The organism is Rhizobium sophorae (assembly GCF_013087515.1).
GTDB classification, from domain to species: Bacteria; Pseudomonadota; Alphaproteobacteria; order Rhizobiales; family Rhizobiaceae; genus Rhizobium; species Rhizobium sophorae.
In genome coordinates, this window is record NZ_JABFCN010000028.1 from 166,111 (window position 1) to 180,423 (window position 14,313).

The window sequence follows — 14,313 nt, forward strand, 5'->3', positions numbered from 1 at the left end:
GGGCTGCAATACGGCCTCAACCTTTCCGGCTTGCGACTGACCTGAAACAGGACGTCTCACCTCCGCGACCATACGTCGCCGAGGTGTACGGTTGTCATTCATTAACCTTTCGGTCGTTATTTAGTAGATTGTTTTCGTATAAGTTGTCATTTCCAGGATACGCCTCCGCCAGGCGTTCTCGGGACCAAGGCAGACCCACAGGGTCTGCTGACCGTCGTGAGGGCAATATCGAAGGCCTTTTGACATGGCCTTTAGCCCCGACCGCATCCGATCCACGCGTCGCAGCCGATTCAGACGGCTGCGCGGGCAATTCGAGAACAAGGCGATATGGCAATCTATTATGTGAATCCAGCGACAGGCTCCAACAGTAACAATGGAACGAGCGAAGACACGCCGTTTGCATCGTTCTGGGCGGTGGAAAACTTGAAGCTGCAGCCGGGCGACAGCGTGCTGCTCGCCGCCGGAAGCGTGTTCAACGATCAGCTTGACCTTAAATACTCCGGCAGCGTTACGGCTCCGATTACGATCGGCAGTTATGGTGTCGGCGATGCGCCGGTCATCCATAGCCCCAACGACGGCATCCACAGCCTCTATGCCTCGAACATCGTCATCGAGAACATCAAGATCTCCGACACTGGCGGTGCGGCCATCTATGGCGGCAGTGTTTCGAACTGGACGGTCCGCAACGTCGAGGTCGATCACACCGGACTGGCTGGCAAGTCAGGTTCGATCACCTTCCGGACCGGCTCGAACATCACCATCGAAAACAGTACGATCAACGACGTCAACGGCGACGGCGTCTGGATCGAAAAAGTCAACGGCGTCAACTTTCTCAACAACACCGTCACGAACGCCCACGGCACCGCGGCCGATGCCGTCCAGATAAACGACAGCAGCAATATCGTGATCAGCGGCAATTATCTCGACCAGACGGGCGCCGCTACGCCGAAGGGCGTCATCGCGCTCGTTCGGACCGTAAATGCCTTGGTCGAGGACAACGCGATCATCGGCGGTGGCTTCGGGATCGGCGCTCAAGCCGGCACCAACGTCGCTATCCACGACAACGATATTTCAGGCTATGGCGGCTACAGCTGGTCCTACGCCATCGGTCTCGGCGACCAAGGCAATACGCGGGACTACGATATATCGGGCAACTATATCCACGATGGCGTATGGGGCGTGGTGGTCAGCGCCGCCGGCACGACCAGCTACGTTCGCGAGGGTATCGAGATCCACAACAACGTCTTCGACGACCTGACTCAGGCAGCGCTGAAGGTCGACAGGCCGGCATCCGGCTCCTTCCACGACAATGTCATCGCCAGCGATGTCAAGCCCTACAGCATATCTCCCGCCATCATCGCCGCGAACACCTTTCCCGTCAGCAACAACACGACGCTCGACGAGGCCCAGGCGACGATGCTTGCGAACAGCGATAGTCTCGCCGTCGGCGATACGACGCACACGGACACGGCGCCTGCGCTTGTCGCAACCCATGACAGCCTGAAAATTTCCTCCGATCTGGATGGCGCCCATTACGGCAATCTCCTCGAAAACGACAGCTCGGCCAATGGAACCCTGCTGCTTCGCCGCTTCGAGGGCGAATTCGTCGACAAGGACGGCGTGACGCTAACCGGCCAATACGGCTCCATCCATGTCGACAGTGACGGCGATTACACCTACACGGCCGACGCGGCAAAGCTCGCCGGACTCAGCGGAGACGTGAGCGACACCTTCCACTACAAGATTTCCGATGGGACTTCACTGCATTTCGACACGGATACGCTGAGCATCTCCATCCATATGGATGACCTGCTGAGCTGACAGGGATGCCGGCAGCAAATGGCGTTGCATCATCGCGGGCCTTCCGCCCAGCACTTGCGAAGTCATTGATCGCCGAGCAGGATCTTGATGACGTCGACTTCGATTTCCGCGCAGATTATCTCGTATTCGGTGATGATTGCGGGATCGGCCGATCTATCCCGGCGCATGCGATCGAGGACGGCGCAGGCTTCGCCATAGGTGCCGCACAATTCGTAAAAATGGGGCTGGCTCGCCGCGGCCGCTCTGATCGTTGCCCGCGTCGCAGGCAGCCTCATCATCAGCCTGGCCAGGCCTTGTTCCGCGACTTGCCGGGTGATATGGGCTACGCCTTCTTTCCTGACCATGCCATCATTCCTCGCTGCCTGTGTTTTCCTATCCAGGGGGTACGCAGGACTCATCCCCGGAGTAGTACGCAGGAATGCCGCATCTGGTTTCATGCCGGATGAAGGATTGTCGGCGCTACGCTGCAAACAGCCGGTGCTACCAGCGCAGCAGGCGGGGCCCGAGCAGCGCGCCGATGGCGCCGGTCAGGAGGATGCCGAGCGAATACCAGAGGGTGACGAAGGGCAGGCCGTTTTCCGTGCAGAACCAGGAATAGACCCAGGCGCCGGACGCGCCGGCGGCAATGCCGGCGATGAAGCCGGTCACCCCGAGGTTGCTTGGCGCGCCGCCGCGCAGCACCCAGGTATTTGCGATCAGGATCGGCATGGCAAAGGCAAAGATCAGCAGCGGGCAATGCAGGGCGGAGGAGCCGAGCACAAGCGCGGGGTAGCTTGCGGCCGGCGACAAAGCGAGCTGAATGACCGCCATGACGGCGAGGGCGAGCATGATGGCCGCGGCAATCCCAAAAAAGCGCTCCTCCGAGCCATCCGGCCGGGACAGGCGGTAAACGGCTGCGAAGGCGGCGATTGCAAGCAAGCCATTGTAGGCGGACTTGATCCAGAAGACCGGCAGCATCAGCGCCTGCGCCATGTCGGTGCGAAGGCCGAGGACGATAAGCATCAGCAGCAGCGAGACTGCCAGAGCTGGCAGGATGGCGAGCGCGAAGCGGCGTTCGAGCGCATGCCTCGGCACCGGTTTCAGATCCCGAACAAGGCTGTCGATCACGTCCTCAGTCTCTCTCACATCCCACCTCGCAATCTTGCCGCCAGCGCCTTGATGCCCCTGTGAACGCCGACCTTGACCGCCGATTCCGACTGTCCGGTGCGGCTTGCCGTGTCGGCCACCGACTGCCCCTCGAGCTTGACCTGACGGATAAGCTCCTGCTGGTGCTGCGGCAGACCGTTCAACAGCCGTTCGACATCCATGCGCGCTGCAATCGCATCCTCCCTGAAGTCGTCTTCGATCTCCTCGTCCAGTTCCATTTCCGCCTTATACCGGCCGCCATGCTTTCGGTGGTGGTCGATCAGCTTGTAGCGGGCAATCGAGAAGAACCACGCGGTGAACGGCCGCTCCCTGTCATAGGTCGCTCGGCGCGCATGCAGCGCCAGCAAGGTCTCCTGCACGAGATCTTCCGTGTCGGATTTCGCCGTGGCGCCGATCCGCCCGCCATAATAACCGACGAGCAGGGTTCGCAACGTCACGAGCAGACGCCGATAGGCTGCCTCGTCCCCGTCGAGGGAAAGAAGCATCAGCATCTTCAGTGCTTGTTCCGAATGGGCGCTCGTCATGTCGTCTGCAATATTATTCGGGTGGATGACGCTTTGGTTACAGGCGGGTTCAAAAATCTTCCGGCGGCAATTCAAAGTGTACAGCGTCACTTGCGCGTCTCCAAAAGCCGCGCGGCGCTGTAGCGCTATCACATAAGCGTGAGGCTGTAACCGCCTTCGCAAAGGGATCGAATTCAGGACTGTGAGCCGTCGGCGGGTGCCGGCGGACATGTCAATCGTTCCGAGGAGACCCTCATGAGCAAGATCCTTTCCAGCCTCGCCGCCTGCACCTTCGTCATCGGCCTGTCGCTTGCCGGCGCCGCCAGCGCCCAAAGCAGCGATGCCATGAAGAAAGACAGCATGAAGACCGACACGATGTCGAAGGATGCGATGTCCAAGGATGCGATGTCGAAGGACGCAATGGCGACCGGCAGCACGAAGGCCGACTGCATGCACAATGCCGGCATGGAGAAGGACACGATGAAGAAGGACACGATGATGAAGGCCTGCGACGCGATGAAATAAGCTTTAGCCGCGGCCGCTGAAACTATTTGGCCAGCGGCCGCGTCCTTTCTCACGAAGACCTTTCGATCCGGAGGAACTACAATGGCCCCGACCGATGCCGGCATGGCGAGCGGACGCACGCTCTTCTACCGCCATGGCCTGCTGGTGCGCCTGTCGCACTGGGTAAACGTGCTGTGCATGACAGTGCTGCTGTACAGTGGCCTGCAGATATTCAACGCCCATCCGGCGCTCTATTGGGGCCAGTACGGCGCCGACAACGATCCGTCCTTCATTTCCATGGAGGCGGAACAGGAAGGCGATGCGCTGAAGGGCGTGACGCACTTGGGCGGATTGAGCTTCGATACGACGGGCATTCTCGGGGTTTCGAATGTCGACGGCGAGGCTGCGGTGCGCGGTTTTCCGAACTGGCTGACCTTGCCGAGCTACCAGGATCTGGCATCGGGCCGGCGCTGGCATTTCTTCTTTGCCTGGCTGTTCGTCATCAATGGCTTCATCTATCTCGCCTACGGTTTCGTCAGCCGGCATTTCCGCCGTGATCTGCTGCCGGCGGCCGAAGAGCTGAAGCCTTCGCATCTCGGCCATGAGATCGTCAGCCACGCCCGGTTGCGCTTTCCCAAGGGGGCCGAGGCCCGCCACTACAATACGCTGCAGAAACTCGCCTATGTCGCCGTGATCTTCGTGCTGTTGCCGCTGATGATCGGGACAGGGCTTACCATGTCGCCGGGCTTCAACGCGGTCGCGCCCTGGCTGCTCGATCTGTTTGGCGGCCGGCAATCGGCCCGCACGCTGCATTTCCTGACCGCCTTCTCGCTCGTCGCCTTCGTCGCCGTGCATGTGGCGATGGTGGTGGTCTCGGGCGTGTTCAACAATTTGCGTTCGATGGTCACCGGCTATTACGACATCGGGCAGGGAGGAAAGTCATGAGCCGCATCATCACCAGGCGTCGCTTCCTGATCGGCGCGACCATGACGGCATCGGCGCTGGGGCTCGCCGGCTGCGATGCCCTCGTCGAAAATGATCGGACGAAATCGGTGTTGAAGATCGCCGAAGGCCTCAGCATGAAGACGCAGCGCTTCCTGCTCGGTGACGACGCGCTCGCCCGCGAATTCACCGAAGCCGATATCTCGCCGACCTTCCGCGCCAATGGCACGAGCATGCCCGACAATGCCCGCTATATCGACTGGATGAACCAGCGGTTTTCGGGCTGGAAACTCGAGGTCGGCGGGCTGGTCGACAAGCCGATGCAGTTGTCCCTGGCGGAGCTGAAAGCCCTGCCGGCCCGCACCCAGATCACAAGGCATGACTGCGTCGAGGGCTGGAGCGCGATCGGCAAATGGACTGGCGTGCCGCTCGGCGCGCTGCTGCAGGCGGCGGGCCTGAAACCCGAAGCCCGCTACATTGTTTTCCACTGCGCCGACGAATATGAAAAGACGCTCGACGGCAGCGGTTGGTACTACGAAAGCATCGATCTCGTCGATGCGTTCCACCCCCAGACGATCCTTGCCCATACCATGAATGGTCGCGATCTCGAAGTTGCCCATGGCGCGCCGCTCCGGCTCCGGGTCGAGCGGCAGCTCGGCTACAAGCAGGCAAAATACCTGACCGGCATCGAAGCCGTCGCCGATCTCGGCCAGCTCTACGGCGGCAATGGCGGCTTCTGGGAGGATCGCGGTTATGAGTGGTATGCGGGCATATAGGCGGGGTGCCCCACCGACGAGGGTGCGGGAAGCCCCGCCGCTCCTTCGCTCAGGCCGCGAGGCCGATCGTAATGGTGGCGGACAGCACACCGCTATCGAGCTTTTCGAAATCGAACATGTGGTCGGCCGCATCCTCCGGGATGAGGCCGTCCTCGTCGTTGCGCGTATCGCGGGCAGGGCGCCCGAGATAGTCGGGATGCTCGCCGTAGATGATGTCGCTCAGCACATCGTCGAAATAGATCTGGCTGACGAGAAGCTCCTTGCCCTCGACGAGGATGCGGCAATGAACATGCGGCGTGCGGCCCTTGTACCATCCGGGATAGGCCGTCAAAAAGCTTGCCTGCCCCTTGGTATTCGTCGGCTGGCGGCCGCGGAAGGCGAGCCCGCTGATCGCCTCGGCATCGCCGAAGGTGCACATCTCAGCAGCCTCCCGGCCGGAATAGATGCCGCGATGATCGGTATGCCAGATTTCGATATCGGCATTTTCGATCGGCCGGCAATCGGCTGCGTGGACGATCCGGACGGCCAACCGCAAAGGCAGCCCGGCCTTTCCTTCTGAGACGTCCTGACGAGCCGGGACATTGTTGACATGGCACGGGCCGATAGTCTGGGCGACGGTCACGACGCAATTCGGACTGCTGCGGAAGAGCGGCTCGGGCAGCTTTTCCAATGCGATCGACTTTGTGCCGCCGCTCAGGAAATCCGTTCCCTTCCAGTCGAAAGTTTTGGCCGCAACAACGACATGCCGCCGTGGCCAGACCGCCACCGCAGCCACGGATGATGCGACAATGGCCGCACCTCCAATCACCAGTGTGCGCCTCTTCATCTGTCTTCCTTTGCCTCAAGACGCAGGATTTAAGGAGGATGCGCAGAAAATTCCAATTAAATCCACGCAATGATCGACGGCAACGAGATCATCTGCATCTAATGCCGTAGAGACGGCAGGTGGGTCCCGAACGGCCACTCCTGTTTGCAGCCGGATTGACGGGAAAGCGTATTCTGCCGATGTTTGCAAATGGACGGTTGCTCCGAGGCGCCCATTGGGTTCCTGTCGTGTAAAAGATGCTGTAAAGCATTGAATTGCCTGATAGTTCTATCTTGCATCGATTCCGCTTTTAGCTATGCAGTAGGCATCAAGATTCATTTCCGAGCCAGGGCAGAGTCATATGGAACCAACCCACTTATTCGAGCTCGTCATCGCAATGTTTCTTGCGATCATCGCGCTGCACTATGCCGCCCACGGGCTCGGACTGCCGCCGTCCGTCGCGCTGCTGACGGGTGGCGCCTTGCTGGCGTTTGTGCCGGGGTTGCCGGCGATATCAGTCGATCCGGAGCTGGTGCTCGTCATCTTCCTGCCGCCGCTCCTGATGGACGGCGCCTGGGCCATCGCGCTGGCGCGGTTGCGGCGCCATATGATCGGTATCGCCTCGCTGGCCGTCGGCGCTGTGTTGTTCACCTGCGCCGTGGTGGCCGTCGTGGCCCATCTTATCTTTCCATCGCTTCCCTGGGCAGCCTGCGCGGCCCTTGGCGCGATCGTTGCACCCCCGGACGCGGTCTCGGCGCGCGCCGTGCTCGAGCGAGTCAGGCTGCCGCGGCGGCTGCAGATCCTCTTGGAAGGCGAGAGCCTGCTTAACGATGCGAGCGGCCTGGTTCTTTTCCGTTTTGCCGTTGCCGCCGCCGCAACAGGAGCCTTCAGCGCGGGGGAGGCGATCGGCAGCTTCCTCGTGCTGGCGCTCGGCGGCGCCGTCGTCGGCGTCGTTGTGGGAACGGCATGGGTCAAGCTCGTTCGGCGTCTCGGTGACGAATATCTGATCATCGCAGCCACGGTGCTGCTCGGCTGGATTTCCTATCTGCTCGGAGAGCTGCTGCATGTTTCCGGCGTCATCGCCACCGTCACCACCGGCCTGATCGCGTCCTGGCACCAGCACACCGTATTTTCGGCAGCAACGCGCATGCGCGGCACGTCGTTCTGGACCGTGATGATCTTCCTGATGGAAGCTTCGGTTTTCACCTTGATCGGCCTCTCGCTGCGGGATGTCGTCGAACGCGGCGGCGGCTTGACCACCGTGATCGCGACGATGGGACTGCCGATGCTGGCGATCCTCGTCACACTCGTGGTCGCGCGCTTTGCATGGGTTTTCGCCTCCGATCTCGTCATCAGGTTCTGTGCAGCCCTGGGGGTGACGCGAGCTCAGCCGCTCGGCGTCGGCGGCGCGACGGTTCTCAGTTGGGCAGGCGTACGCGGGGTGATCACGCTCGCCCTGGCGCTCAGCCTGCCGGAGGGGTTCCCGGGCCGTGATTTCATCCTCGCCACATCCTTCGCCGTCATTCTCGGAACCGTGCTCGTGCAGGGCACGACATTGGGGCGGATGATTGCCTGGGCGCGGCTGGTGGAGACGGAGACGGAAAGAGCGCGCCTGACGATGAGCCAGGCCGAAGCCGCCATGGCACAGGCGCAGTTCGGGACCGTTCAGAGCCTGGCATATGACGCGGAGGGGAAACTCATCCATCCGCAATTGCTGGAGCGCTACCAGCGCCGGGCGACAGTGATCGTCGACTATGCCGAGAGAACCGAGCACTACATACCGGTGCTGCATGCCCATTTCGACGTCATTCTCGAAGCGGTTGCAACGGGACGCCGGGAACTCATTCGCCTCCATCGCGCCGGCGACATCGACGACGAAACGTTGGACGAGTTGGAACGGGATCTCGATCTCGAGGAGCTAAGCGCGATCTCGGCCAAGGCGTGAGGGCTGCGTCATCATGTTCTAAATGGCAATCTGCTCGCCGAGTTCGACGACGCGGTTGGACGGCAGGTTGAAGTAATCGGAGGGATCGATGGCCAAGCCTTCCAGCGCCATGAATATGCGCTCCTGCCAGGCGGGCAGCCCGGTGTTCGGCGTCCTGACGAGGTTTCGGCGGCCGAGATAGAAGGAGGTCCTCATGATCTCGAACTTGAAGCCGCCCTCCCGGCAGAGAGCCAGCGCCCGGGTGACATCGGGGTCGTCCATGAATCCGAAGGTGATGTCGAGGCGCACGAAACGCGGCGAGAGCTGGCTGATCTTGATGCGGCGGCTGTCGGGAACATAAGGTTCGTCCTCGGTCCAGACGGTCAGGATGACGTTCTGTTCGTGGAGCACGTGGTTGTGCTTGAGATTGTGGAGCAGAACATTCGGCGTGCGATCCGGGACGCTGGTCAGGAAGACTGCCGTTCCCGGAACAGTGACCGGCGAATGCTCCGACTTTCGCTCGATCGATCTGATGAAGGAATCGAGCGGGATCTCGTTGTTGGCGCGCAGTCTCTTCAGATAGGCCTGTCCTCGCGTCCATGTCCACATCAGGATCATGATCGCCAGCGCAAGGGCGACCGGAACCCAGCCGCCATCGTGGATCTTCAAGAGGTTCGCCGCCAGGAACAGGACTTCGATGAAGAAGAGCGGCAGCAGCAGGACGGCGGCGAGCACGAGGGAGTAGCCCCAGACGGCTCGAAGAAACTGGAAGACCAGCAGGGTCGAGATGACCATGGTTCCGGTCACCGAGATGCCATAGGCCGTCGCCAGAGACTCGGAGTCGCCGAAGGAAAAGATCAGCATCAAGACGCCGACCAGCAGGAGAAGGTTGACGCTCGGCACGTAGATCTGGCCGGTGTTGGTTTCCGACGTGAACTTGATCCTGAGCCTCGGCAGGAAGCCAAGGTGAACCGCCGAGCGGGCCAGCGAAAATGCGCCTGTGATCACCGCCTGGCTAGCGATGATCGTTGCCATCGTCGCCAGAATAACCACCGGCAGCAAGGCCCAGTCGGGATACATCAGAAAGAACGGATTGGTGGCGGCTTCCGGATGGGCGAGAACGAGCGCGCCTTGGCCGAGATAGTTCAGGAGCAGTGCGGGAAAAACGAGCACGAACCATGCCATCTGGATCGGCCGGCGCCCGAAATGCCCGAGATCGGCATAGAGCGCCTCGGCGCCCGTGACCGTCAGAAAGACGGCGCCGAGCACGATGAGGCCGACGCTGCCGGCATGGGTGAGGAACAGGAATGCATTGATCGGATTGAGCGCCTCCAGAATCCTCCAGTCGTCGCCGATATGGATCAGCCCGCCCGCGGCCATGGCCAGAAACCACAACACCGTTATCGGCCCGAAAAAGATCGAGACGGCGGCGGTTCCCTTGGACTGGACGGCAAAGAGAACGATCATGAGCGCAGCTGACGCCAACGGGACGTAATCGGCAAAGGCCGGCGTGACCAGCTTCAGGCCTTCGAGCGCCGACATGACGGACAGGGCCGGCGTGATCATCGCATCGCCGATGAAGAGGGCGGCGCCGATCAGACCGGCGAAGAAGAGCACCGGCACGTTTCGTCCCATCTTCTTCATCAGGAGGGCGAGAAGCGAAAGCGTGCCGCCTTCGCCGTCATTGTCCGCCCTGAGAAGGAAGAGCACATATTTGAAGGTCACGATGATCGTCAGCGTCCAGACCATCAGCGAAATCAGGCCGATGACCTCGGCTTCGTGTACGCCATCGGCGGCAAAGGGCCTCAGCGCCTCGCGAAGGGCATAGAGCGGGCTGGTGCCGATATCGCCATAGACGACGCCGACCGCGCCGATGACCAATCCGACAAAACCCTTCCGGCCGGCGCCATCCCCCGTCTTATCCATATGCGTCGACGTCATGGTTCCCCGCTCATGCCATTTGCCTATGAGCACAAAGATATGCCGCATTGCAGAACGGCAAGCAAATTGATGCGGGTGCTAATTTTTTGTGAGGGGTGGAGGCGGCGGGCGCGGGAAGGGTGGCGTTGCGATCCGTTCAAACCTCGTTCGCATCCACTTGCGATCGCGCTGTCGCATGGTAATAAGGATCCATGACCTGCGCCATGAACCTTTCGAGCTTCTACTATACGCTGCTCCCATAGAGAGCGGCGCAAGGTCATATTCCTGACACTCGAGACGCCGCATGGTCGGCGGCACGTGTGTCAACAGAAGGTCTCCGGCCTCATCGGCCCCAATGGAGACCCTCGTGACACGATCCTCTCAGCCCACCGGACCCAGGTCCGACTTTCTCCGCACTCTGACCGAGCGCGGATTCCTGCACCAATGCACCGACTTGGGAGCACTCGACAGCTGGCTTTGTTCGGGAGCCGCCACAGCCTATAACGGGTTCGATCTCACCGCCGACAGCCTGCATGTCGGGCACCTTATTCCGATCATGATGCTGCGGTGGTTCCAGAAGACCGGTAACAAACCCATCGCCTTACTGGGCGGTGCGACAAGCCGCCTGGGCGATCCGAGCTTGCGCGACACGTCACGCCCTTTTCTCAGCCAAGAGCAGATCATGAAAAACCTGATCAGCATCCGGCGCGTCTTCGAGCGGTTCCTCGCTTTCGGGGATGGCCCGGCCGATGCGGTGATCGTCAACAATGCCGATTGGTTGGGTGGGCTCAACTACCTCGACTTCCTGCGCGATGTCGGACCGCATTTTTCAGTCAACCGGATGCTCACATCGGAGAGTGTGCGCCACCGGTTGGCACGAGAGCAATCGCTGTCATTGCTGGAATTCAACTACATGGTCATGCAAGCCTACGACTTTCATATGCTCGCAGAAAACCGCGGCTGCCTGCTTCAGCTTGGTGGGGCAGACCAATGGGGCAACATCGTCAGTGGCGTTGAATTTGGGCGCCGGATCGGTGGACGCGCTCTGCTTGGATTGACTGCTCCGCTGCTGACGACATCGTCGGGCGCGAAGATGGGCAAGAGCGTTTCGGGGGCGGTTTGGCTGAACGCCGACCGGTTGTCGCCGTATGAGTTCTGGCAATTCTGGAGAAATACCGGGGATGCCGATGTGGGGCGTTTTCTCAGGCTGTTCACCGAGTTGCCCTTAAGTGAAATTGCCCGCCTTGAGGTGCTTCGGGATTCCGAGATCAACGAAGCAAAAAAGATACTTGCCGACCAGATCACCAGCCTGTGCCACGGAACAGATGCGGCAGCGCAAGCCTCCGAAACCGCCCGGCGCACCTTCGAAGAAGGCGAGGTGTCGGCCGGTCTCCCGACGATCAGGCTCCCGGATATCCTTCGCGGTGCCTTTCCGCTCGTTGACGCCATGGTCGTTGCCGGGCTTGCCAAGTCGAAAAGCGAAGCACGTCGATTGATCGTCGGCGGCGGTGTGCGGGTGAACGGCGACAGTGTAAATAACGAAGCAACGCAGCTTGGTCACTCCGACGTTCAGGATGGTGTCATCCGGCTGACCGTCGGCAAGAAGCGACACGTCCTCCTTCAATCGGCAGTGGCGCCACCATGCTGACAGGGGCTGTCAGCATGGTGGTCGACAATGCGGGAACCGTGGGTTTCCAAGCCAGTCGCCATTTCGTCGGAATGTCCAGCTATCCCACTGGGGATAGTTGGACTTCAATCCCGCCAATCGGAGCAGAGTCCCCGAGATGAAGCCGCACCATCGCATTTTCTTCATTCAGTTTGCTGTGGCCCTTTCCGTGGGTGCGTTTCTTTCGCGGCTGCCTGACATTCAGATCAAATATGGCCTGACCGAAGGAGAGCTGGGACTTTTGCTCGCTATCATGTCGCTCGGGGTTCTCTGCGGGTTGACGTTCTCGGCGAGGTTCATCGAGAGGCTTGGTGCGCGCACAACGGCCTTCATCACCGTCTTCGGTGCGGCGTTGTTTTACGCACTGATCCCCTGGATGCCTTCAGTTCCCCTGGCGATGCCATTGTTCTTTATTGCCGGGATTTTCGCCGGCGCATTCGAGATCAACGCCAATATCGAAACCGATCGCCATGAGGCGCTACTCGGCTATCGCATCATGAGCCGGGCTCACGGCATGTGGAGCCTCGGCTTCTGCATCACCGCCCTTGTTGCCGCCGCCATGCGGCAGGCCGCCGTCTCCATCGAACTGCATACTTTCATCGTCCTCGTGACGGTCTTGATTGCCGGATCGATCGTTTTCTCCGGGATCGAGAATGCGCCCCGGCGGCATGACGCTCACCCCGGCGATGCTCCGCTCGTCGCTTTTCCCACGATCGGGCTGCTTCCCCTTTGCCTCATCGGCGCAGCTCCGCTTCTCGCCGAAGGCGCGAGCGTCGATTGGTCGGCGATCTATATGCGCGACGTGTTCGCGGTCGAACCATTTGTCGGCGGGCTCAGCGTGGCCATTTTCTCCTCGTTCATCGCCATCGGACGGCTCGGCATGGACTCTGTGATCGACCGCTTCAATCCACGCCCCGTCGCAATAACCCTCCTCGGGATCGCGGCCGTCGGTCTTGTCTTGGTTGCGACCGCGACACATCCTGTTGTCGCGCTCGCAGGCTTTGGCCTGACGGGTATCGGCTGTTCTTCGGTCTATCCGCTTGCCATCTCGGCTGCGGCCCGACGCACAGATCGACCCGCACCCGTCAACGTTGCAGCGCTCGGGCAGACGACGTTCCTTGTGTTTTTCGCCGGGCCGCCACTGCTCGGTTTCGTTGCCGAACACTTCGGCATCCGCTTTTCGTACTGGGCGGTCATGCCTGTTCTCGCCGCAGCACTGCTGGTCACCAGGGCACTTGCCGCTGACCCTGCCCCGGTCACAGGCCAACCCGAACCGGCGCAACCACACGGTTGACACGCCACGCCGGCCACCTTTGTCGTAAGCTCTTTCACGTCCTCAACCGGAGGGGCAACCTCCGGCTTTCGCTGGTGAATTGGGCGAGAGCGATGTATTTCCCATCGCGTTTAAGTATTATTAACGACCATCGGAAATATAGCTCGTATAGGTGAGGAGCTAATTCCGCGCACTATCGTCAACTCTTGGCGAATGGTTTTGCTGCTCAAGCATTGCGGACGCAGTCCATCTCGTCTGAATAGACCTGGTTGGATGGCGAAACTTCCAGCCTTCGGCCCAACAAAACATATGTTTTGCGGGGTTTGCGATGGTCGTGTCCGGCCAAAAGGCAGGCTCGCCTACGGAGCTCCCGCGCCTCGCTTCGGACAAATTTCTGCCGCCAAAATGCCAGTATTAGTTGTTTCTAAATCACGCCATAATTCGCATCTACGTTGCCGCGCCTGTTTTATTCTTCGCCACATTTCGGAATTTCAACATTATACAAACAATGGTGGGTAACTATGAAGGTTATTCTCGTCATCGTCCTCACGGCGCTTGCCGTGCCCTGTGAGGCAGACATGCTCGCGACGGCGTCCCGATACAAAAGCATGCACGAACGCTCCATCTCCTTCCTCAGCATCAATCCGCGCAGGGTATCCTGGTGCGGGGCGTTTCTGGCCTTTGTCGCCAAGCGATCTTCGCGGCAACCGCCGCCCAACCCCAACATGGCGGCGTCCTGGAGGAAGTTCGGCAAGCCGGTCGGCGTCCGCTCCGCCAGGCGAGGGGATGTCGTGGTGATCCGCACCGGCCGGCGCTTTCATGTCAGTCTGTTCGATCACATCGACCAGCGCCGGCAGTACGTCTACCTGTTCGGCGGCAACCAATCCAACCGGGTCCAACTGTCCAGATATCGCGCCAGTTCGGTCGTCGCGGTGCGACGATGATGTCGGGTGAGAACCTCTCCTGACAAAGTCGGCCAACACCTCTGTCGTCATGCTCGGGCTTGTCCCGAGCATCTGCAACCGGTGCAGCA

General features: G+C 60.6%; 13 protein-coding genes. 8 read left to right on the forward strand and 5 right to left on the reverse strand.

Going from position 1 to position 14,313, the window contains the following annotated elements:
- Positions 1 to 327: 327 nt before the first annotated feature.
- Positions 328 to 1,821, forward strand: coding sequence for a right-handed parallel beta-helix repeat-containing protein (locus tag G9X64_RS16525; RefSeq protein WP_171376970.1), 1,494 nt, complete (start codon positions 328 to 330; stop codon positions 1,819 to 1,821).
- A gap of 62 nt (positions 1,822 to 1,883) precedes the next feature.
- On the opposite strand, the gene G9X64_RS16530 is transcribed toward G9X64_RS16525, so the two are convergent.
- The 3 genes from G9X64_RS16530 to G9X64_RS16540 form a co-directional block, all read right to left on the reverse strand.
- Positions 1,884 to 2,165 (reverse strand): nodulation protein, encoded by a 282-nt coding sequence (locus G9X64_RS16530; protein ID WP_171376971.1) that lies wholly within the window; start codon positions 2,163 to 2,165, stop codon positions 1,884 to 1,886.
- 136 nt (positions 2,166 to 2,301) lie between these two features.
- Positions 2,302 to 2,946 carry an NrsF family protein gene (locus G9X64_RS16535; protein WP_171376972.1) on the reverse strand — a complete coding sequence of 215 codons (645 nt, stop codon included), beginning with the start codon at positions 2,944 to 2,946 and terminating at the stop codon, positions 2,302 to 2,304.
- On the reverse strand, positions 2,943 to 3,491 hold the full coding sequence (locus tag G9X64_RS16540; RefSeq protein ID WP_168313114.1) for a sigma-70 family RNA polymerase sigma factor: 549 nt from the start codon (positions 3,489 to 3,491) through the stop codon (positions 2,943 to 2,945). Before G9X64_RS16540 ends, G9X64_RS16535 begins: the two co-directional genes overlap by 4 nt.
- Positions 3,492 to 3,725: 234 nt before the next feature.
- On the opposite strand from G9X64_RS16540, the gene G9X64_RS16545 reads away from it, so the two are divergent.
- The 3 genes from G9X64_RS16545 (at position 3,726) to G9X64_RS16555 (ending at position 5,692) form a co-directional block, all read left to right on the forward strand.
- Positions 3,726 to 3,995, forward strand: a complete 270-nt coding sequence (locus G9X64_RS16545) for a pentapeptide MXKDX repeat protein (protein WP_168313113.1) — start codon at positions 3,726 to 3,728, stop codon at positions 3,993 to 3,995.
- Positions 3,996 to 4,076: 81 nt separating this feature from the next.
- The gene (locus tag G9X64_RS16550; RefSeq protein ID WP_168313887.1) at positions 4,077 to 4,919 is read left to right on the forward strand and encodes a cytochrome b/b6 domain-containing protein; all 843 of its coding nucleotides are present in this window, start codon (positions 4,077 to 4,079) and stop codon (positions 4,917 to 4,919) included.
- Positions 4,916 to 5,692: a molybdopterin-binding protein gene (locus G9X64_RS16555; RefSeq protein WP_011652532.1), complete on the forward strand. Its 777-nt coding sequence runs from the start codon at positions 4,916 to 4,918 to the stop codon at positions 5,690 to 5,692. Before G9X64_RS16550 ends, G9X64_RS16555 begins: the two co-directional genes overlap by 4 nt.
- Before the next feature lie 49 nt (positions 5,693 to 5,741).
- Here the strand turns inward: G9X64_RS16555 and G9X64_RS16560 are convergent, their stop codons facing one another.
- Positions 5,742 to 6,518, reverse strand: coding sequence for a dioxygenase family protein (locus tag G9X64_RS16560; RefSeq protein WP_168313111.1), 777 nt, complete (start codon positions 6,516 to 6,518; stop codon positions 5,742 to 5,744).
- Positions 6,519 to 6,858: 340 nt separating this feature from the next.
- Here G9X64_RS16560 and G9X64_RS16565 point away from each other — a divergent pair, with 340 nt between their 5' ends.
- A complete protein-coding gene (locus tag G9X64_RS16565) occupies positions 6,859 to 8,442 on the forward strand; it encodes a Na+/H+ antiporter (protein WP_171376973.1) in 1,584 nt (527 codons plus the stop codon).
- Positions 8,443 to 8,460: 18 nt separating this feature from the next.
- Here G9X64_RS16565 and G9X64_RS16570 read toward each other — a convergent pair whose 3' ends face one another.
- Positions 8,461 to 10,362, reverse strand: a complete 1,902-nt coding sequence (locus G9X64_RS16570) for a potassium transporter Kup (RefSeq protein WP_171376974.1) — start codon at positions 10,360 to 10,362, stop codon at positions 8,461 to 8,463.
- Between the two features lie 346 nt (positions 10,363 to 10,708).
- Between G9X64_RS16570 and tyrS the strand changes: the two genes are divergently transcribed.
- From tyrS to G9X64_RS16585, 3 genes are all read left to right on the forward strand, one after another.
- On the forward strand, positions 10,709 to 11,989 hold the full coding sequence (tyrS, locus tag G9X64_RS16575) for a tyrosine--tRNA ligase (protein WP_171376975.1): 1,281 nt from the start codon (positions 10,709 to 10,711) through the stop codon (positions 11,987 to 11,989).
- A 136-nt stretch (positions 11,990 to 12,125) separates the two neighbouring features.
- A complete protein-coding gene (locus tag G9X64_RS16580) occupies positions 12,126 to 13,301 on the forward strand; it encodes an MFS transporter (RefSeq protein WP_171376976.1) in 1,176 nt (391 codons plus the stop codon).
- A gap of 500 nt (positions 13,302 to 13,801) precedes the next feature.
- Positions 13,802 to 14,224: a TIGR02594 family protein gene (locus tag G9X64_RS16585; RefSeq protein ID WP_171376977.1), complete on the forward strand. Its 423-nt coding sequence runs from the start codon at positions 13,802 to 13,804 to the stop codon at positions 14,222 to 14,224.
- Positions 14,225 to 14,313: the final 89 nt, after the last annotated feature.

Coding starts and splice junctions, on each gene's coding strand:
- G9X64_RS16525 (WP_171376970.1), top strand. CDS start 328: ATGGCAATCTATTATGTGAATCCAGCGACAGGCTCCAACAGTAACAAT.
- G9X64_RS16530 (WP_171376971.1), bottom strand. CDS start 2,165: ATGGTCAGGAAAGAAGGCGTAGCCCATATCACCCGGCAAGTCGCGGAA.
- G9X64_RS16540 (WP_168313114.1), bottom strand. CDS start 3,491: ATGACGAGCGCCCATTCGGAACAAGCACTGAAGATGCTGATGCTTCTT.
- G9X64_RS16545 (WP_168313113.1), top strand. CDS start 3,726: ATGAGCAAGATCCTTTCCAGCCTCGCCGCCTGCACCTTCGTCATCGGC.
- G9X64_RS16550 (WP_168313887.1), top strand. CDS start 4,077: ATGGCCCCGACCGATGCCGGCATGGCGAGCGGACGCACGCTCTTCTAC.
- G9X64_RS16555 (WP_011652532.1), top strand. CDS start 4,916: ATGAGCCGCATCATCACCAGGCGTCGCTTCCTGATCGGCGCGACCATG.
- G9X64_RS16560 (WP_168313111.1), bottom strand. CDS start 6,518: ATGAAGAGGCGCACACTGGTGATTGGAGGTGCGGCCATTGTCGCATCA.
- G9X64_RS16565 (WP_171376973.1), top strand. CDS start 6,859: ATGGAACCAACCCACTTATTCGAGCTCGTCATCGCAATGTTTCTTGCG.
- G9X64_RS16570 (WP_171376974.1), bottom strand. CDS start 10,362: ATGACGTCGACGCATATGGATAAGACGGGGGATGGCGCCGGCCGGAAG.
- G9X64_RS16580 (WP_171376976.1), top strand. CDS start 12,126: ATGAAGCCGCACCATCGCATTTTCTTCATTCAGTTTGCTGTGGCCCTT.
- G9X64_RS16585 (WP_171376977.1), top strand. CDS start 13,802: ATGAAGGTTATTCTCGTCATCGTCCTCACGGCGCTTGCCGTGCCCTGT.